This is a genomic window from Streptomyces sp. CA-179760 (assembly GCF_050937045.1).
Taxonomy (GTDB): domain Bacteria; phylum Actinomycetota; class Actinomycetes; order Streptomycetales; family Streptomycetaceae; genus Streptomyces.
The window spans coordinates 7,705,393-7,724,802 of the sequence record NZ_JBNJLZ010000001.1 but is presented as its reverse complement, the minus strand read 5'-3'; the positions used below and the strand labels follow the sequence as shown (position 1 = coordinate 7,724,802).

General features: G+C 71.4%; 14 protein-coding genes and 1 pseudogene. 7 read left to right on the top strand and 8 right to left on the bottom strand.

The window, feature by feature from the left end; all coding sequences use genetic code 11:
* Positions 1-2: 2 nt before the first annotated feature.
* Together ACQEV8_RS35085 and ACQEV8_RS35080 are read right to left on the bottom strand one after the other, a co-directional pair.
* Positions 3-1,744: pseudogene (locus ACQEV8_RS35085) on the bottom strand (pyruvate dehydrogenase).
* A gap of 66 nt (positions 1,745-1,810) precedes the next feature.
* Positions 1,811-3,535, bottom strand: coding sequence for a protein phosphatase 2C domain-containing protein (locus ACQEV8_RS35080; RefSeq protein WP_432968546.1), 1,725 nt, complete (start codon positions 3,533-3,535; stop codon positions 1,811-1,813).
* A gap of 210 nt (positions 3,536-3,745) precedes the next feature.
* Between ACQEV8_RS35080 and ACQEV8_RS35075 the strand changes: the two genes are divergently transcribed.
* On the top strand, positions 3,746-4,228 hold the full coding sequence (locus ACQEV8_RS35075; RefSeq protein ID WP_432968543.1) for a DUF456 domain-containing protein: 483 nt from the start codon (positions 3,746-3,748) through the stop codon (positions 4,226-4,228).
* 22 nt (positions 4,229-4,250) lie between these two features.
* Here ACQEV8_RS35075 and ACQEV8_RS35070 read toward each other — a convergent pair whose 3' ends face one another.
* Entirely contained in the window at positions 4,251-4,736 is a 486-nt protein-coding gene (locus tag ACQEV8_RS35070) for a methylated-DNA--[protein]-cysteine S-methyltransferase (RefSeq protein ID WP_432968540.1), read from the bottom strand.
* Positions 4,736-6,151 (bottom strand): DNA-3-methyladenine glycosylase 2 family protein, encoded by a 1,416-nt coding sequence (locus ACQEV8_RS35065; RefSeq protein WP_432968537.1) that lies wholly within the window; start codon positions 6,149-6,151, stop codon positions 4,736-4,738. Before ACQEV8_RS35065 ends, ACQEV8_RS35070 begins: the two co-directional genes overlap by 1 nt.
* 48 nt (positions 6,152-6,199) lie before the next feature.
* Between ACQEV8_RS35065 and ACQEV8_RS35060 the strand changes: the two genes are divergently transcribed.
* The gene (locus tag ACQEV8_RS35060) at positions 6,200-6,922 is read left to right on the top strand and encodes a hypothetical protein (RefSeq protein WP_432968534.1); all 723 of its coding nucleotides are present in this window, start codon (positions 6,200-6,202) and stop codon (positions 6,920-6,922) included.
* 11 nt (positions 6,923-6,933) lie between these two features.
* Here the strand turns inward: ACQEV8_RS35060 and rsgA are convergent, their stop codons facing one another.
* From rsgA to ACQEV8_RS35040, 4 genes are all read right to left on the bottom strand, one after another.
* Positions 6,934-8,040, bottom strand: a complete 1,107-nt coding sequence (gene rsgA / locus ACQEV8_RS35055; protein WP_432968531.1) for a ribosome small subunit-dependent GTPase A — start codon at positions 8,038-8,040, stop codon at positions 6,934-6,936.
* Between the two features lie 215 nt (positions 8,041-8,255).
* Positions 8,256-9,749: a cellulose binding domain-containing protein gene (locus ACQEV8_RS35050; RefSeq protein WP_432968528.1), complete on the bottom strand. Its 1,494-nt coding sequence runs from the start codon at positions 9,747-9,749 to the stop codon at positions 8,256-8,258.
* A 254-nt stretch (positions 9,750-10,003) separates the two neighbouring features.
* Positions 10,004-11,329: a radical SAM protein gene (locus ACQEV8_RS35045; RefSeq protein WP_432968525.1), complete on the bottom strand. Its 1,326-nt coding sequence runs from the start codon at positions 11,327-11,329 to the stop codon at positions 10,004-10,006.
* 816 nt (positions 11,330-12,145) lie between these two features.
* Complete coding sequence (locus ACQEV8_RS35040) at positions 12,146-13,153, bottom strand: hydroxyacid dehydrogenase (RefSeq protein ID WP_432968522.1); 1,008 nt, start codon at positions 13,151-13,153, stop codon at positions 12,146-12,148.
* Between the two features lie 172 nt (positions 13,154-13,325).
* On the opposite strand from ACQEV8_RS35040, the gene ACQEV8_RS35035 reads away from it, so the two are divergent.
* The 5 genes from ACQEV8_RS35035 to ACQEV8_RS35015 all read left to right on the top strand — a co-directional run bounded on the left by ACQEV8_RS35035 (position 13,326) and on the right by ACQEV8_RS35015 (position 19,404).
* On the top strand, positions 13,326-14,582 hold the full coding sequence (locus ACQEV8_RS35035; protein WP_432968519.1) for a D-arabinono-1,4-lactone oxidase: 1,257 nt from the start codon (positions 13,326-13,328) through the stop codon (positions 14,580-14,582).
* Between the two features lie 221 nt (positions 14,583-14,803).
* Positions 14,804-16,054: an ROK family transcriptional regulator gene (locus tag ACQEV8_RS35030; RefSeq protein ID WP_432968516.1), complete on the top strand. Its 1,251-nt coding sequence runs from the start codon at positions 14,804-14,806 to the stop codon at positions 16,052-16,054.
* A gap of 220 nt (positions 16,055-16,274) precedes the next feature.
* Complete coding sequence (locus ACQEV8_RS35025) at positions 16,275-17,540, top strand: ABC transporter substrate-binding protein (protein ID WP_432968513.1); 1,266 nt, start codon at positions 16,275-16,277, stop codon at positions 17,538-17,540.
* Positions 17,541-17,560: 20 nt separating this feature from the next.
* Positions 17,561-18,526, top strand: a complete 966-nt coding sequence (locus ACQEV8_RS35020; protein ID WP_432968510.1) for a carbohydrate ABC transporter permease — start codon at positions 17,561-17,563, stop codon at positions 18,524-18,526.
* Positions 18,523-19,404, top strand: coding sequence for a carbohydrate ABC transporter permease (locus ACQEV8_RS35015; RefSeq protein WP_432968507.1), 882 nt, complete (start codon positions 18,523-18,525; stop codon positions 19,402-19,404). The genes ACQEV8_RS35020 and ACQEV8_RS35015 overlap by 4 nt, the downstream gene beginning before the upstream one ends.
* Positions 19,405-19,410 lie beyond the last annotated feature (6 nt).

Sequence of the window (19,410 nt, the reverse complement as noted above, 5' to 3'; positions counted from 1 at the left end):
GCTCAAGGCCGGGGCACGTTGCGCAGGTTGGAGCGGGCCATCTGGAGCATCCGGCCGACCCCGCCGTCCAGCACCATCTTGGAGGCGGACAGCGCGAAGCCGGTCACCATCTCGGCCTTGATCTTGGGCGGGATGGACAGCGCGTTGGGGTCGGTGACGACGTCGACGAGCGCCGGGCCCTTGTGCTTGAAGGCGTCCTTGAGGGCGCCCGCCAATTCCTTGGGCTTCTCGACCCGGACGCCGTGCGCGCCGCAGGCCCGGGCGACGGCGGCGAAGTCGGGGTTCTTGTTGGCGGTGCCGTGGGACGGCAGCCCGGCTACCAGCATCTCCAACTCGACCATGCCGAGGGAGGAGTTGTTGAAGAGGACGACCTTGACCGGGAGGTCGTACTGCACCAGCGTCAGGAAGTCGCCCATCAGCATGGAGAACCCGCCGTCGCCGGACATCGACACGACCTGCCGCTTGCGGTCGGTGAACTGCGCGCCGATCGCCATGGGCAGCGCGTTGGCCATCGAGCCGTGGGAGAAGGAACCGATGACGCGGCGGCGGCCGTTGGGTGAGATGTAACGGGCGGCCCAGACGTTGTTCATGCCGGTGTCGACGGTGAACACGGCGTCGTCGTCGGCGACTTCGTCGAGCACGGACGCCACGTACTCGGGGTGGATCGGCGTGTGCTTCTCGACCTTGCGGGTGTACGCCTTCACCACCCTTCCAGCGCGTCCGCGTGCTTCTTCAGCATCCGGTCGAGGAAACGGCGGTTCTTCTTCTCCTTCACGCGCGGGATCAGGCAGCGCAGCGTCTCCCGTACGTCGCCCCAGACCGCGAGGTCCAGCTTCGAGCGCCGGCCGAGGTGTTCGGGCCGGACGTCGACCTGGGCGATCTTCACGTCGTCGGGGAGGAAGGCGTTGTAGGGGAAGTCGGTGCCGAGCAGGATCAGCAAGTCGCACTCGTGGGTGGCTTCGTAGGCGGCGCCGTATCCGAGGAGCCCGCTCATGCCCACGTCGTAGGGGTTGTCGTACTGGATCCATTCCTTGCCGCGCAGCGCGTGCCCCACCGGGGACTTGACCTTCCCGGCGAACTCCATGACCTCGGCGTGCGCGCCCGCGGTGCCGGCTCCGCAGAAGAGGGTGACCTTGCCGGCCTCGTCGATCATCTTGACGAGCCGGTCGATCTCCTCGTCCCCCGGGCGGACCGACGGCCGGGAGGTGACGAGGGCCGTCTCGACGGGCTTGTCCGGGGCGGGCTCGTCGGCGATGTCGCCGGGCAGGGAGACGACACTGACGCCGCTGCGTCCGACGGCGTTCTGGATGGCGGTCTGGAGCAGCCGGGGCATCTGTTTCGGGCTGGAGATCAGCTCGCTGTAGTGGCTGCACTCGGCGAACAGCCGGTCGGGGTGGGTCTCCTGGAAGAAGTTGAGGCCGATCTCGCTGGAGGGGATCTGGGAGGCGAGGGCGAGGACGGGCGCCATGGAGCGGTGGGCGTCGTACAAGCCGTTGATGAGGTGGAGGTTGCCCGGGCCGCAGGAGCCGGCGCAAGCGGCGAGCCCGCCGGTGATCTGGGCCTCGGCGCTTGCGGCGAAGGCAGCGGTCTCCTCGTGCCGGACATGGATCCAGTCGATGGCGGAGTTGCGCCGGACGGCGTCGACGACCGGGTTCAGGCTGTCGCCGACGACTCCGTAGAGGCGTTTGACTCCGGCGCGGGTCAGGATGTCGACGAACTGTTCCGCGACGTTCTGTTTGGCCATGGCTCTCGTGTGCCCCTTCGGTCTCCAGGGATCCCTCCGGGTTCCATCAAGTCACAGGGTGCGCGCTCACGCCTCCCACACGGCGGCGGCCGTACGGTCGTCCGCGTACCCCTTGACCCGCACCTGGGAGTCCGCGAGGAACGCGGCGAGGCCGGGCGGGTCGGGGCGGGACCATCGCTCGGCGAGGTAGTCGCCCAGTTCGGGTTCGCCGCGCAGCGGGTCGGCGAGGCCGCCGCTGCACAGCAGGAGCGTGTCACCCGGGCGGGCGATGGAGGTACGGAAGCGGAAGGGTTCGCGGGGTGGCTCCGGGGCCGGTTCATAAGGGCTGGGCGGGGTCGGGATGCCCAGGTCCATGGTGAACCGGTCGCCCTCGGGTGTCTCGGAAGGCGGCGACCCGAACCCCATCACGGGCTCGCCCTTGATCTCGGCGACCTGCGGTTCGATGTCCTGCCACTCGCCGTCCCGCAGCCGGAACAGCCCGCCGGGTCCGACGCCGAAGAAGACGCGCGTACGGCACTCCGGGTCGGCCGACAGCAGCAGACAGCGCAGGCCGGCGGCGTACTCCTCCGGGTCGACGCCCTGTTCCGCGGCGCTGGCACGGAGCTTGCCGAGACTGCGGTCGGTGAGGCGGTGCAGTCCGGACTTGAGGTCGCCCCGCCGGCCGTCCCTTATGTCCGCCACGAGCCGGGCATGGCTGCGCCCGACGGCCCGCCCGATCCAGTGACAGGCCTCGGCGGCGGCCCGGTGCGCCCCCGGCGTGGCACGGGCCCCGGTCGCCATCGCCACCAGCAGCAGCGCGTGCTCGCCCGTGCCGAAGCGCGCGGTGAGCAACGAGTCGCGCCGCGGCTCCCCCCGGTACCGCGCGGAGTCCCCCCGCACGGAAACGGCCCGCAACGTGCAGGCCCCGTACCGGGCCCCGTCGAGCACGGTGTCCGCGACGAGGTCATCGAGATCATCGGGGTCGGCCGCCGGAAGCGCGATGGGCTCGGCGTCGTAGGTGGGCGGCCTGGACCCCACGTACCCACGGGGCCGGGGGGAGGACGCGGGGCGCTCGATCCGGGGGGCGGGGTGGTCGGTGGGAGGTTGCGGCGGGGGCGGCGGAGCGGCTGGGCGAGGCGGGGCGAGCACCGGGTCGGCGGGGCGGGGTGGCGTGGGCGGTGCGTCGGCTGGACGTGGTGGCGCCGGCGGACGTTCGGCGGCGGAGCGGGGTGCCGCGGGCGGTGGGTCGACCGGGTCGGGGACGGCTGTCCCGCTGGGCTCGGCGGCCGGGAAAGCGGTCCTGCCGGACCCGGTGGCGGGGGCCCCGGTGCGGCCGGACTCGGCCACCGGAATCGCGGTCCCACGGGAGCCGCTCCCCGAAGACCCGGCCCCGCCGGGCTCGGAAGCGGGGGAGGCGGGCTCGGCGGGGCGGAATTCCGGGCTGGGCCAGGAGGGTGGGGTGGTGGGCAGGGGTGGCGGGGGCGGTGGCCGATCCGGTGTCTGTCCGGCCCCGCCCGGCGGCTTCGCGGCGGTCGGGAAGGTCGACGGGCGCGGGGGCCGGGAATCCGGTGGTTCCCAGGGTGCGCGCGGCGGGTCCGTGGCCTCGTCGGCGGCTGCCCGGGGCGCCGGGACCACGGGCTCGGAGGCGGGCCGTTCGTCCGCCGGATCCCCTACCGCCCCCGCCGCGGAGGCGAAGCGGTCGTCCAGGGAATCCGGGGCGGGTGTGGGGCCTGTGTCGTCGGTGGAGTCGTCGTACAACTGCCTCCACCAGTCGTCGTCCTGACCGGTGGGCCTTCCCCCCTGCTGGCTCATGCCCCTGATTGTCCACCGCACGGCCGGGATGAAAACGGGGCTTCCGGAAAAACCGGCCCGTCACGGCACCGTGAAACGACGGCTCGAGTGATCCCTAGAACGGCCATGCGATACGGGCAGCCGACGGGCCCCGGGCGGCTGACCTGCGGGTCCTGACCTGGGCCACGCTCCTGACCTGCGTCTTCTCATGGATTCCGGCAGGCTGGTCAGATGGGAGTGTGGGACCTCCTGCTGGTCGGGCTGGTCATCCTGCTCGGTCTGTGCGGAGTGCTACTGCCCGCGATGCCCGGGTCGTTGCTGGTGTGGGCCGCGGTCATGTGGTGGGCGCTGAAGGATCCCCAGCCCGTCGCCTGGTGGGTCCTGGTGGGTGCCACGGTGCTGATGTTCGTCTCCCAGGGCGTGCGCTGGGCCCTGCCGCCCCGGCGGCTCCGGGCGAGCGGCGCCAACCGCCACATGCTGGCCTGGGCCGGAGCCGGATCCACCCTCGGCTTCGTCCTGCTCCCCGTACTCGGCGCGGTCCCCGGATATCTGGCCGGTATCTACCTCTACGAACGCCGCCGCCTGGGCCGCCACGGCGATGCGGTCACCGCCCTGCGCACGGTGATGCGCTCGGGCGGCTCCAGCATCCTGGCCGAACTGTTCACCTGCCAGCTGATCGCGGCGGCCTGGCTCGGCGCGGTCTTCTGGGGCTGACACCACCCCGAGGAGGGCAGGCTCAGAGCACACCCTCGTGCGTGAGCAGCCGTACCTTGCGGTCCAGGCCGCCCGCGTAACCGGTCAGTGTGCCGTCGGCGCCGATCACTCGGTGGCACGGCCGGACGACCAGCAGCGGATTGGCGCCGATCGCCCCGCCGACGGCCCTTACGGCCGCCCTGGGCGCTCCGATCCGCGCGGCGATCTCGCCGTAGGTCACGGTCGAGCCGTAGGGGATGTCGTCCAGAGCGGCCCAGACCTTCTCCCGGAAGGCCGTGCCTTCGACGCGCCACGGCAGCCGGAACTCCTTCCGTTCCCCGGCGAAGTAGGCGGAGAGCTGATCCTCGGCCTCCCGGAAGGGCCCGGCGTCCTGCCGCCAGTCGCCCAGCACCACCCGTCCGCCCTTCTGCCCGGGCACGGACAGCGAGGTCAGCTCTCCGGTCGGGGCGGCGGTGAGGAGCAGCGGCCCGAGCGGGCCTTCCGCCGTCGTCCAGTACGTCGTGGTCATCACAACTCCCACTCCCCTGCTGCGCGCAGGTGGTTCAAGGCGTACGAGCGCCAGGGGCGCCAGCTGTCGGGGACGTCGAGGCCGGGCGGGGCCACGTCCGGGTCGCCGAGGGCGCGGGTGCGGATCTCGGCGATGGTACGGGCGTCCAGGCCGGGCACGGCCCTCAGGGCGTCCTGCGCGTCGTCGCGGTCGGCGCCCGCATCGAGACGTACGGCGTGGTCGGCGAGGGCGGCGGTGAGCGCGCCGAGGGTGCCGCCGGGCTCGGCCGCGGCGAGGACGGCCGGCTCGGGGAAGAGGTGGGTGAGGCTGCCGCAGGGGGCGTCGAGCGCCTTGCCGTACCGCTCTACGAGCCGTTCCGCCTCCGTCCGCCCGGCCAGCGCGCGCACCGCGAGTTCCTCCGGGTCGGCGGTGCCCGGCGAGCGCAGCCCCGGCCGGGCGGCGACCAGGGGCGCGAGCCGCGGGTCAAAACCGAGGCGCTCGTCGACGGCGTAGGGGTCGGCGTCGAGGTCGAACAGCCGCCGCAGCCGCTGTACGGCGGTGGTCAGGTCGCGGGGGTCGGTGAGATGCAGCCGGGCGTCGAGCCAGCCGCCGGGGTGGGCGCCGAGCCCGGTCCGGGCGGTGCCGGGGCGTTCGTCGACGGCGACGATGCCGGTGCCGTAGGGCAGGCGGAGGGTGCGCCGGTAGGTGCGGGCGCCGGGCGGACCGCTCACCTCCTCCACACCGGGTACGGCCTCGCGTTCCAGCAGGTCGAAGACGGGTCCTGCCTGGTAGGGGCCGCGGTGGGCGAGCCGCAGCGGGATGCCGGCGTTCGGGGTGGCCGTACGACGGCTGCGGCCGCCCTTCGGGACGGCGGCGGCGCGCAGCTCGCTCGGTGTCGAGGCGTAGACGGCCCGGATGGTGTCGTTGAACTGCCTGACGCTGGCGAAACCCGACGCGAATCCGATCTCGGTGACCGGCAGCCCGGTCGTCTGGAGCAGCACGCGCGCGGTGTGGGCCCGCTGGGCCCGGGCGAGGGCGACCGGCCCGGCGCCGAGTTCGGCGGTGAGCTGCCGCTGCACCTGCCGCGCGCTGTAGCCGAGCCGGGTGGCGAGTCCGGCGACGCCCTCCCGGTCGACCACGCCGTCGGTGATCAGCCGCATGGCCCGGCCGACCACGTCCGCACGGACGTTCCATTCGGCGGAGCCGGGCACGGCGTCCGGCCGGCAGCGCCGGCAGGCCCGAAAGCCCGAGCCCTGCGCGGCGGCGGCCGTGGCGAAGAACCGCACGTTGGCCCGCTTGGGGGTGACCGCGGGGCAGCTCGGCCGGCAGTAGATGCCGGTCGTCTCGACGGCGAAGAAGAACACGCCGTCGAAGCGGGCGTCGCGGCTGCGTACGGCCTCGTACCTGGTGTCCTCGTCCGTCAGCTGGTCTCTCACACGTCCAGTCTCCGCCGTCGGCCGGCCTGCCGCTGGCGGAAATCGGACATGGCGCTTCGGGTGCACCCCGCGGTCCGGTTCGTCGAGGGCTCCTACGCCCTGCTCGTCGACGGCGACACCACGGCGGTCGACCGGCTCGCCGGTGCCCGCGAGGCGTTCCGGGCCGCGGGACTGACGGGGGACGCGCACATGGCCACCATGATGTGGGCCGTGGCCGCCGCCTTCATGGCCCCCGCGACACCGCTCCGGTCACCCGCGATCTGTATGTCGCCGAGGCCGAGGAGTCCGGTGCCGAGTGGGCCAGGAGCTGGGCGGCCTGGTGTGCGGGGATCGCCGAGCTGCGGTACGGCGATCCGGCGCGGGCCCTGCCCCGGCTGCGGGACGCTCTGGCCCGGCAGCGGGCTGTCGGCCACGCTGCTCGGTGCCGCCCAGGGGCTGCGCCGGGACATGGGGGTGGACCTGACCGGCCTGCTGCCGTTCCACACCGCACACCTGACGGCGGAGCTGCGCGTCCGGGAGGAACTCGGCGACGAGGCCTACGTCATGGCGCACGACGCAGGCTTCACCGCGGCCGACCGAGTGGCCCTGGCGCTGGACCTCACCTCGACGGGGCGACCGGACGGGCTCCAGGGAACGTTGAACTCGGCGCCCGCACGCCCGACGCGCGTTCGGTACGGCCCGGCCTGCCTCCTAGGCGACACCGGCGTCCGCGGCGGTGACCACGAGGGCCCCGCCCCCGCCACGGCGGGGCCGTTGATCACATCCGGATGACGGCGACGCGCCTATGAGCGCCAGTGCGGTCCGCGCTTCGCCTCCATCGCGGCCCGTCCGATCGCCCCCTTCCGCTTCCAGTCCTTGCGGATCTCCGCCCGGAGCCGGGCATCCGTCTTGGCGACGATCCGCTGGTTCTCGCGCAGGAGCTTGCGGTAGCTGTCCAGCCGCCGCTCCGGCAGCTCACCGCTGTCGACGGCGGCCAGCACCGCGCAGCCCGGCTCGGCTTCGTGGGCGCAGTCGTGGAAGCGGCACCGCTCGGCCAGCTCCTCGATCTCGGAGAACACCTGCCCGACACCGCTCTCGGCGTCCCAGAGTCCGACGCCCCGCAGTCCGGGGGTGTCGATCAGGACCCCGCCGCCTGGCAGGGCGAGCAAGTTGCGGGTGGTCGTGGTGTGCCGGCCCTTGCCGTCGGCGTCCCGGGTGGCCTGGACGGTCATGGCGTCCTCGCCGAGCAGCGCGTTGGCGAGGGTCGACTTGCCCGCGCCGGACTGCCCGAGCAGCACGGACGTACCACCGCCGACGATCGCCGCGAGCACGTCGAGCCCGTCCCCGTCGACCGAGCTGACGGGCACCACCGGCACGCCGGGCGCGCTGTTCTCCGCGTCCTGGACCAGGTGGGAGAGGGTGACGGCGTCCGGCACGAGGTCGGCCTTGGAGAGGACGACGACGGGCTGCGCCCCGGACTCCCAGGCGAGCGCGAGGAATCGTTCGATGCGGCCCAGGTCGAGTTCGACGGCGAGGGACACGGCGACGATGGCGTGGTCGACGTTGGCCGCGAGGATCTGCCCCTCGGACCGCTTGGAGGAGGTGGAGCGGACGAAGGCGGTGCGGCGCGGCAGGTACGCGCGGACGTAGCGCGGGTTCCCGCCGGGTTCGACGGCGACCCAGTCACCGGTGCAGACGACCCGCATCGGGTCGTGCGGCGTGACGAACGCGGTGTCGGCCCGCAGGATCCCGCCGGCGGTGACGACATCGCACTGGCCTCGGTCGACCCGGATCACGCGTCCGGGCAGCAGTCCTTCGGTGTCGTAGGGGGCGAACTCGGCCGCCCATGCGTCGTCCCAGCCGTAGGGGGCGAGCGCGGAGGAAACGGAGGAAACGGAGCTGGAGGTCAAGGGTGACCCTTTCCAAGGTCGGCCCCCGGCCCGACAGTCGGTCGGATCAGCCGGCGGCCATGGAGGTGGACTTGATGAACTGGATGCGGGCAGCGCTCATCGCAATGACAGCCATCGGTCAACACCTCCTCGTCCTTGGACTCTTCGGCCCTTTTCGGTTCTCTTCGGCCCCTCGTGGAACCGCCGTCACGGTATCCCGTCACGGCGGAGTCGCGTCAACCGGTTTTCGCGCAGTCCTCGCCGTTGAGCTCGAAGTCGTACGGCGGGGAGTTCTTGCCGTGCCAGGAGGAGAGGAAGCCGAAGGCCAGGTCGTCGCCCGCCTGGACCGACTTGTTGTAGTCGGCGGCGGTGGCGGTGACGCGGGAGCCGTTCTGGGAGACGGAGCCGTCCCACATCTGGCCGACCTGCTGGCCGTCCCGGAAGGACCAGGAGACGCGCCAGGAGTCGAGGGGCTCGTTGGTGGTGACGGTGACGGTGGCCTGGAAGCCGTCAGGCCACTGGTTGACCAGGTCGTACTCGACCCGGCAGGCGGGGTCCTCGGTCTCGCGGTCCTCGGCACGGTCCGTGGGAGAGGAGGTGCCCTGCGGTTCGGTCCGGCTGTCGCTGCTCTCCGGCTTGGCGGGCTTCTGCGACTTCCCCGTGTTCTCGGTGGCCTTGCCGGCCGGCTTCGAGGTCGCGGGAGGCAGGGAGGGGAGGGACGGCACGGACAGGTCGGGGTCGGCCACCGGCTGACGGCCGGCGTCGCCGCGCGCTCCGAGGTCTTCGCCGCCACCACCGAAGGGCATCATCGAGACGCCGAGGGCCAGGAGGGAGACCAGGACGGCGGCGACGAGGAGGCCGTTGCGGGCGGCGCGCGCCTTCTGCGCGCCCTCCTCGGATTCTCCGGGCGGCAGTTCCGCCCGGCCGGGACGGCCGGCGCCCAGCCGCACCTCGGCGGCGCGGCGGCGGCGCTCCAGGTAGGCGAGCCCGCCCCAGCCGATCACCCCGCCGGCCAGCGCCCCGGGCAGTCCTCCGCCGTGCAGACGCAGACAGGCGGCGGCCTCGGCGCACTGCACGCAGGTGGCGAGGTGCCGGGAGAGGTCGCCCGGGGCATCGGCGGCGGGGGCCCGGGTGACGGCGTCCAGCAGCCGGGCGTAGCTGCGGCACCGGGCGTCCATCGGTGTGTCGAGGTGGTTGCGGTGGCAGCGGTCCCGGAACAGGGTGCGTACCTGCTGGAGTTCGTCGTCGGCGGTGGCCGGGTCGAGGCCCAGGCGGCGGGCGACCAGGGACAGCGGCAGCGCCTCCACCTCGGCCAGCCACAGCAGTTCCGCGTCCGCCTGCTGGAGGTCACGGAGTCCGCGCAGTGCGAGCGGGCGCCGCAGAGGCGGTCCGGTGTAGCGGGCGGCCTTGTCCGAGTTGAGCCACAGCCGCAGGTCGGGGTCGAGTTTGTGGCCCTGCCCCGCGTCTTCCCAGTCCGCGGCCGTGGTGCGTACGGCGGTCAGCAGCAGGGGTATGCGGGGCAGCCGGGCAGAGCGGCGCCCGGAGGTGCGGGCCGGTCCGGCATCGGCGGCACGTGCCTCACGTATGCCGTGCGCGAACGCCTCGCGGCCCAGCTGTGCGGCGGCCGTGGAGCCGGACGTGCACAGATCGGCGTAGGCGAGGACCGCGTCCCAGCACTCGGAGAACAGCGCGGCCTCGGAGGCGTCCTGAGGGGTCGGCAGGTCGGGCATGAGTCTCCTGCATCCACAAGCGAGGTCAACTCACCATGTCGGCAAAGGAGTTGGGGGGAACCTCGCGGCAGGGGAGGAGTTTTTCACGTTCTCGACACAACTGACAAGCCACGTATTCAAATCCTGACGCAGCCGACTCCGGAAGTAGATACGCGTGAGACGCCGAAACGTCTCGATGGCGACCCGAATCACTTCGGGTCGCCATCGGAAAACGGTGGGAAACAGCGGGAATCGTCAGGAGAAGCGGTCCGGCGTCAGATCTCCACCGGCTCGTCCGCGGGCAGGCTGTCCATGAAGGAGCTGACGGAGAAGACCGCGTTGCCGGCGCCGGGGGGGCCGTAGCCGGGGGGCGAGGCAAGACCGAAGTCCTCCATCGTCTGCCGGTACGCCTGGAGCAGCCGGATGTGGTACTCCAGGGGCGCGCCCTGCGGGTTGGCCTTGCCGAGCGGGGTCGTGGGCTCCGGGCACCAGGTGGTGAAGCGGGGCGTGATGCCGTGGGACATGAAGAAGCGCAGACCCTCGGTGGTGGAGTCGATGGCCTCGTCGACGGTCTTGAACCCGAAGGGCTCGGCCATCTCCACGCCCGCCACGAAGTTGGGGATGACGTTGCGCGCGCCGAAGATGTCCGCCGAGTCGAGGATGCGCTTGTGCCACTCGTCGCGGCCGACGTAGCGCTCCTTGCCCGGGCAGTACATCTTGAAGAGGTACTCGTCCCACACCTCGTAGTTGGGGTGGTAGATCTGCACGCCGTAGTCCTTGAAGCGCTGGACGTCGTCCTTCGGCAGCGCCTGGGCGACGACCTTGCCGATCCAGCGGCCGGGGAAGTGCTCCTCGATGGCCTTGGCGTACCGCCCGTAGAAGTCCGCCTCGTCCAGGCCCTGGACCTTCGACGTGATAGCGCCACCGGTGAGTGTGTACGCGGTGGACACCTTCGCGGTGTCGTACTTGTCGATGATCTCGAGTGCCTCGAGGACTTCGTCGACGTCCTTCACACCCGTGTACGGGCGGCCCGCCGCCTTGTGCTGGCGCCAGTTGTGGTTGATGTCGCAGTACTGGCACTCCTCCTTGGCACCGAAGTACTGGCAGACGCGGAACGCGGTCAGGTAGATCAGGTAGCCCCACTGAATGGTCGGGGCGACCTCCATGACCGACTTCCCGTTGGCGAGGGTGTGCCGGTAGTACTCGGGCATCGGCGGCACGCCGACGTCGGAGATCCGCTTGCCGTCGAGGTAGAGGCCGAGCACACCGTCCTCGTTCGCGGCGACGCGGTACGGCGAGGCGGGGTTCACCCGGACCGATACGACGGTCCGGCGCAGGCCGTACGGGCCGCCGGTGAGGATGATCTCCTCGGGCGGGCGGCGCAGCGCTGCCTCGCCCAGCTCGGGCAGGGTGCCGTGGTCGAAGGAGAAGATGAAGTACGACTTCGGCTTGACCTCGCCGCCCTCGTTGTCACTGAGCGCGGACGGGTCGAAGGCCACTCCGCCCCTCAGCAGGTCCTCCTTGAAGACGGCCTCCCGCGGGACATGCGGGAATCGCTCCATCAGATCCTCGACCAGCGCGGTACGGCTGCCGCTGCTCATCCCGTCTCTCCTCCCGGCTCGGACGTACGACTCCTCACGGTATGCCCATGGCTGCGCGTGAGCGGTACCGGGTCCCCCGGAGCGGGGGCGATACCCACCCGGCGGGTCGCGCGCCACCGACCGCTGCCTGCGGATCGCCGCCCGGCGGATCGGCGGTGGCCCGCCGGTCAGCAGCGGCTGAAGAGGCCTCCGGCGCGTCGCCGGCCGGCGGCGCCACGCCCGCCCGGCAGCGGCCGTGACGGGCCGACGGCCCCCGTCCGGCGACGACACCGGGTTCCCGTGGAGCAACCGGGGGCACCCAGCCGACGGGGCACGCGCCGCCCGCCGCCTGGCCGGTCGGCGAAATGTCACCGGCGGGGAGCTGCCGGTGAGGACCCGGCCCGCCTCGGCAGCGCAGTCTGCACGGGGAGTGCCCGCCGCCCGCGCGCGGCCTCCCCCTCGGCGGCGAACGGTGACGGGGCGGCGGGCCCGCCCGGCCGGACGGCCACATCGGCGAGGACCCGCCGGCCCACGCACCCCGCCCAACCCATCGGGGCCCGCAGCAGCCCGGCAGGCGAGCACACGACAGCAGGCCGACGGCAGTCGAACATCAGCGCCAGTCTCGCCCCCGCGCGAGCGAACCACCCCGGCGGGCCCGCCCGCCTGGCCGACCGCATCGGGCGACCCGCCGGACCCGCACCCTCACCCTCCCCTGCCGACCGGGAACCCCAGCAACCTGCTGGGCAAGCACACGACAGCCGACCGGCTGCGGCCGATCCGAACCGGAACGATTCTGCCGATGTCAGCACATACCGGTGCTGCTGACGAAGTGCGTCCTCAGGCCTCGCGTTCCAGTGCCGCCAGGTCGACCCCGTGGGCCGGCTTCCCTCCGGCCAGCAGCCGTTCCGCCTCCTCCGCCACCGTCCGGCCGAGGCGTGCCAGTTCGTTGCCCTGGGAGCCCGCGAGGTGGGGGGTGATGAAGGCGCCGGGCAGGTCGTAGAGGGGTGAGTCTGCGGGGAGGGGCTCGGGGTCGGTGACGTCGAGAACGGCGGTGAGGCGCTCGGCACGCAGTTCCGTCACGAGGGCGTCGTGGTCGACCAGCGCGCCGCGCGCGGTGTTGACGAGCACCGCCCCGTCGGGCATCAGGGCCAGTTCGCGGCGGCCGATCAGGTGGTGGGTCTCGGGTGTCTCGGGGGCGTGGACGGTGACGATGTCGGAGGTGCGCAGCAGGTCGTCCAGCGGCAGCAGGGGGACACCGAGCGCAGCGGCCTCCGCCTCGTCGACGTACGGGTCGGTGAGGGACGGCCGCAGATCGAAGGGGCGGAGCAGTTCGATCACGCGGCGGCCGATGCGGGAGGCGCCGATGACGCCGACGCGGCGGCCGTAGTTGCCGATGCCGGGGACGATGCCCCAGCCGGAGGAGGTGCGGGACGTGCGCATCCGGTCGCGCGCGGCGAGGATGTCCTTCCCGGCGAGCAGGATCATGGCGAGGGTGTACTCGGCCACCGGCAGCGCGTTGGCGACGGCGGCCGAGGAGACGGCGATGCCGCGCCGCCAGATCCCGGGGGTGGCGAAGGACTTCACCGAGCCGGCCGAGTGCAGCACGGCGCGCAGCCGGGGAGCCGCGTCGAGGACCGTCTCGTCGAGCCGGGGACAGCCCCAGCCGGTCACCAGGATCTCGGTCCGCGCCAGCACGTCGAGCACGCGCGGGTCGGTGAAGTCCTGCGCCACGAGGGCGGGGTCGATGTCCACGGACTCCCGCAGCCGCGCCAGCACCTCGGGCGGGAAGACCTGCGGCACGTTCTCGGCGGCCATGGCGAACAGTGCCTGGGGGCGCTGGCTCAAGGAGGTGACCTTCCGGCTCGGGAGCACAGGAGAAACGAAAAGGATAGAAACCGCTCTCTACAACCTCTCCACGGTAGGCCGGGCCGGGCGGCCGGAGCAATGGACACCGGGCCGAGGTAGGTTCCGGCCGGGGGCATGCCGGTCCCCACAGCCTCGGGGAAGGACGACGTGGATGAACGGGACCGTGACCAACTGGGCGGGCAACATCACCTACGCGGCCAAGGAGCTGCACCGGCCGGGCTCGCTCACCGCGCTGCGCGCGCTGGTCGCGGACAGCGACCGGGTGCGGGTGCTGGGCAGCGGGCACTCGTTCAACGGGATCGCCGAGCCGGGCGCCGAGGGCGTCCTGTTGTCGCTGGCCGCTCTGCCGCCCGAGGTGGACGTGGACACGGCGGCCCGCACGGTCCGCGTCGGCGGCGGCGTGCGCTACGCGGAGCTGGCCCGCCGGCTGCACGGGCAGGGCCTCGCGCTGCACAACATGGCGTCCCTGCCGCACATCTCGGTGGCCGGGTCGGTCGCGACCGGCACTCATGGCTCGGGGGTCCTCAACGGCCCGCTCTCGACGGTGGTGCGCGAGGTGGAACTGGTCACGGCCGACGGCTCGACGGTGACGACAGGCCGGGACGAGGAGCGGTTCGGCGGGGCGGTCACCTCGCTCGGCGCGCTCGGTGTCGTCACCGCGCTCACCCTCGACCTGGAGCCGGCCTTCGAGGTCGAGCAGCATGTGTTCACCGAACTGCCCCTGGAGGGGCTGGACTCGGGGACGTTCGAGACGGTGATGGCGACGGGGTACAGCGTCAGCCTGTTCACCGACTGGCGTGCGCCGGGCTTCCGGCAGGTGTGGCTGAAGCGGCGTACCGACCAGCCGCTGCCGACCTTCCCCTGGGCGGCTCCCGCCACCGAGAAGATGCACCCGGTGCCGGGCATGCCCGCGGTCAACTGCACGGAGCAGTTCGGTGTGCCGGGGCCCTGGCACGAGCGACTGCCGCATTTCCGGGCGGAGTTCGTCCCGAGCAGCGGGGCGGAGCTGCAGTCGGAGTACCTGCTGCCGCGCGGGCACGCCGTGGAGATGCTGCGCGCGCTCGACGCGATCCGGGAGACGGTCGCCCCGGTGCTGCAGACCTGCGAGGTGCGCACGGTCGCCGGTGACGACCAGTGGCTGAGCCCGTCCCATGGCCGGGACACCGTCGCGGCGCACTTCACCTGGGTCGAGGACACGCGGGCGGTGCTGCCGGTGGTGCGGCGGGTCGAGGAGGCGCTGGAGCCCTTCGGGGCGCGGCCGCACTGGGGCAAGGTGTTCACCGTGCCCGCGTCCGTCCTGGGCGGGCTGTATCCGCGGCTGGACGACTTCCGCGCGCTGACGCGGGAGCTGGACCCGGAGGGGAAGTTCGCCAACGCCTTCGTGCGGGAGGTGCTCGCGACGGCATAGACCGCCCCGCCCTGCGGCCCGCCCCCGCGACGCCCGGCCCGCGCGGCTGAGGCACCATGAACGAGCCACGGCCGGTCACCGCCGGTCTCACCCGGAGAGCACTTTATAAAGCCCCTTTCCAAACCCCTTGTCGAAAGTCCCGCCAGCCCATAGCCTTGCGCCGCGCCGGTGCCGACGTCGACCCCGGCCAGGGCCGGTCTGGGAAGGAATGGGGCACCCCGGTGAAGCGCACATCACGCGACATCCGCACCGCGAACCGCTACGAGGTGCTGCGCCAGATCATCGCGGAGTCACCCACCTCCCGGCAGGAGCTGGCGGCCGCGACCGGCCTCAGCCTCGCCACGGTGGCGACGCTCGTGGGCGAGCTGCTCGACCTCCGCATGATCACGGAGGTCGGCTTCGAGGACTCGGCCGGCGGCCGGCCCCGGGGCCTGGTGGCGGTCAACGCCTCGGGCGGCGCGCTGATCGGCGTCGACATCGCCGAGACCTACGTCCATGTCGAGCTGTTCGACCTGGGGCTGAACGTGCTGGCCCGCGCCGAGGAGGACGTCCGCGCGAGTGAGAGCCTGCCCGAGCAGGTGGTCGGCCATGTGGCCACCGCCGTCGGCTCGGTGGTCACCCAGGCCGGCATCGAGGGCGCCCGGGTGCTCGGGGTCGGCGTGAGCGTGCCGGGGCAGGTGGACCGCGCCACCGGCATCTCGGAGTACGCGCCCAACTGGGACTGGCACGACGTACCGCTGCTCGACCTGCTCACGGAGCACATCGCCTACCCGCTGTACCTGGACAACCCGCTGCGCGCCAGCGCGGTCGCCGAGCTGTGGTTCGGAGCCGCGCGCGGGGCCGGGAACGCCGTGGTGGTCAACCTCGGGACCGGCGTGGGCGCCGGGCTCGTCCTGGGCGGCGGGCTGCACCGCGGTGTGAGCAACAGCGCCGGCGAGTGGGGCCACACCACGATGGTGCTGGACGGGCGGCTGTGCCGCTGCGGCAACCACGGCTGCGTGGAGACGTACGTCGGCGCGCGCGGCATCATGCTGAACCTGCGGGAGGTCGGCCCCGACAGCGCGCTGCTGCACGCGGACGACCAGACGGCGACCATCGACGCGCTCGCCCGCGGCGTCGCGGCGGACGACCCGGTGGCACGTCGCGCCGTCCACGAGACCGCCCGCTATCTGGGCGCCGGCGTCGCGGACCTGGTGAACCTCTTCAACCCCGAGATCGTCGTGCTGAGCAGCTGGGTCGCCCGCACCCTGGGCGAACCGCTGCTGCACGAGGTGCGTGAGGCCGTGACCCGGCACGCGCTGCCACGGCCGCTGGCCGCCACCGAGATCGTCCTCTCCCCGATCCCCACCGACCCGGTGTGCCTGGGCGCGGCGACGTTCGCGCTGGAGGGCGCGCTCCAGGCCGTCGGGCAGAAGAACGGCAAACGCACCGCCCCCGTGAGGAGCCGAACCGCCGCCACACCACCCTCGTAGCGGCGGAAGCAACTCCTCCGCTCCCCCCGCATGTTCGAAATCGCGAACCGGACACAACGCTTCGAACAGACTTCGTCCAACCCCTTGCCGAAGCCTTAGCCGAAGCTCTAGCGTCCCGCACCGCACCTCTCTTTGAGCCATCTGGCGCGAGCCCCCGGGCCGTGAGCCATCAGGCAGTGAGCCGAAGAGCCGCAGCCGCACTCGAGACAAGGACGTCAGCATGTCGGCATCGAGCAACATGAACTGGGACCGCCGAACCGTAATGCGGGCCGCGATGGGCCTGGCCGCCGCCGGCGGACTCGCCGCGTGCGGCAGCAACACCGGCCGGGGCGGTGGGTCCGGGTCGGGCGACAGCCTCACCCAGTACTTCCACGCGTACGGCGAGGCCGGCGTCGAGCAGGCCGTGAAGCGGTACGCGAAGGCCTACAAGGACGCCAACGTGACCACCCAGTGGATCACCGGCAACAACTACGAGCAGAAGCTCTTCGCCGCGCTGCTCACCAAGAACGCGCCGGACGTCTTCGAGTTCCACCCGCAGATCCAGATGGTCAAGAGCGGTCAGGTGGCCGACCTGAGCGACATCATCGATCCGGTCAAGGACGACTTCAACCCGGCCGACATCAAGTCGCACACGGTCGACGGCAAGATATACGGCGTCCGGATGATCGACGACCCGCAGTTCCTCTTCTACCGGCCCTCGCTGTTCAAGAAGGCGGGAGTCCAGGTTCCGACCACGCTGGAAGAGCTGATCGAGGCCGCCGACAAGCTGACCACGAGCAAGGTCAAGGGCCTCTTCCTCGGCAACGACCTGACCTCGATCGACCGCCCGCTGATCTGGTCGGCCGGTGCCGACACCCTCACCGCTGACAACAAGCCCGCCTTCAACACCGACGCCGTCGCCGACGGCCTCAAGCAGCTGCGCGGTCTCTTCACCAGCGGCAACCTGCTCCTCGACGCCCCCGCCGACTCGTGGGACCCGTCGGCCCTCATCCAGGGCCTCACCGCGATCCAGTGGTGCGGCATGTGGGCCATGCCGGCCATGCAGAAGGCGCTCGGCGACGACATCGGCATCTTCCCGTTCCCGAAGGTCGGCTCGGCCGGCAAGCCGTCCGTCTACAACGGCGGCTGGTCGATGTTCGTCAACGCCAAGGGCAAGAACGTCGAGGCGGCCAAGGAATACGTCAAGTGGCTGTGGATCGACCAGAAGAAGTACCAGGAGGACTTCGCCACCTCCTACGGCTTCCACATCCCGCCGCGCACCTCGCTCGCCGCGTCCGCGACCAAGCTGAAGTCCGGCCTGCCGGCCGAGGGCGTCAAGCTCTTCAACGAGTTCGGCCACTTCGACAACATCGGCTGGACGCAGGCCATGATCGCCGCGTTCTGGGACGTGATAGCCAACACCGTCCGCAAGGACGGTGACCCGAAGGCCCAGCTCGACGCCTGCGAGAAGAAGGTCAACGCCGAACTCAAGAAGCTCTTCGGATAGACCACCGGACGGATCTCGACATGTCGACCACCACCACACGCGGGGTCGCCCAGCCCGCCCCGGCCAAGATCTCCAAGACCCGGCCGCGGCGGGGCCTCGGGGCGAGCAGCACCTTCAACTTCTGGCTCTTCACCGGTCCGTTCCTGATCGGGCTGGTGATCTTCGTCTTCGTGCCCATCGGCTGGAGCATCTGGCTCAGCTTCTTCGAGGCACGGTTCACGGTCACGCCGAGCGAGTTCGTCGGCTTCGACAACTACAAGCAGATCCTCACGGACACGAACTTCCGGAATTCCCTCGTCACGTTCACCGTGTTCGCCGCGTTCATCGTGCCCGCCACCTGGGCCTTGTCGCTGGGACTCGCCCTGCTGGTGAACCGGCTGCGGTTCATGCGGGCGTTCTTCCGGTCGGTGTTCTTCCTGCCGACCGCGGTCAGCTATGTCGCCGCCGCGCTGATCTGGAAGATGTCCATCTTCAACGGCGTCCGTTTCGGCCTGGCCAACACCGTCCTCGGCTGGTTCGGCATCGACAACATCGCCTGGCTGGCCAACCCCGACCCGCCCTGGTATTGGCTGGTCATCGTGACCGTCCGGCTCTGGCTGCAGTCGGGCTTCTACATGATCCTCTTTATCGCGGCGCTGCAGAACATCCCACGGGAGCTGTACGAGGCCGCCTCCATCGACGGCGCCAAGCCGGGCTGGCAGACCTTCCGGCACATCACGCTGCCGCAGCTGCGCGCCACGTCCACCGCGGTGATCCTGCTGCTGCTGATCGCCGCCTACCAGGCCTTCGACGAGTTCTTCAACTTGCTCGGCAAGGCCACCTGGGGCCAGCCGCCGCTGGTCGAGCTCTACAAGATGGCCCTCGGCCAGAACCAGAACTACGGCGCGGGCAGCGCGGGCGCGGTCGTCCTGACCCTGCTCATCTGCGTCGTGACCCTCTTCCAGGGCAAGATCATGGGCTTCGGAAGGGGTGAGGAGACCAAGTGACCACCACAGCACCCGACGTCAGGAAGGCCGCCAAGCCGGGCAAGGCCAAGCGCGGCGGCGTCATCGGAAACACCGGCCTGTACATCGCGACCGGCATCGCGGGCCTCCTCTTCCTCATCCCCTTCTACCTGATCGTCCGCAACGCGGTGATGACGGACCCGGAGATCACGGGCGAGGAGTGGAAGTGGATCCCCACCTCCATCGAGTGGGGCAACTTCAGCGAGCCGTTCAACGACGTCACCGTCGACTTCGCCCGGGCCCTGTGGAACTCCGTGGTCGTGGCCGTCCTGCACACCTCGGGCATCCTGCTGATCTGCTCGATGGCCGGGTACGGCCTGGCCCGGATCCCGTACAAGCACGCCAACAAGGTGTTCTACGCCGTCCTGGTGACCCTGATGGTGCCCACGGCGGTCACCTTCGTGCCGAGCTTCGTTCTCGTCTCGTCCCTCGGCTGGGTGGACAGTTACCGGGGTCTCATCATCCCGGGCCTCTTCAGTGGTTTCACCTGCTTCCTGTTCCGGCAGTACTTCCTGGGGTTCCCCAAGGAGCTGGAGGAGGCGGCGCGGGTGGACGGGCTCGGCTACTGGGGCGCGTACTGGCGCGTCGTCGTGCCGAACTCGCTGAACTTCTTCGCGGCCATCGCCACGATCACCTTCATCAACGGCTGGAACGCCTTCCTGTGGCCCCTGGTCATCGGCCAGGACCCGAGCGCCTGGACGGTCCAGGTGGCGCTGTCGTCGTACATGACGAACCAGACCGTCAACTATCACCTGATCTTCATGGCCACGGCCATTTCCATCCTGCCCCTGGTGTTCGTCTTCCTCTTCCTCCAGCGCTGGCTGGTGCAGGGGATCGCCCAGACCGGCATCAAGGGCTGAGCTAGG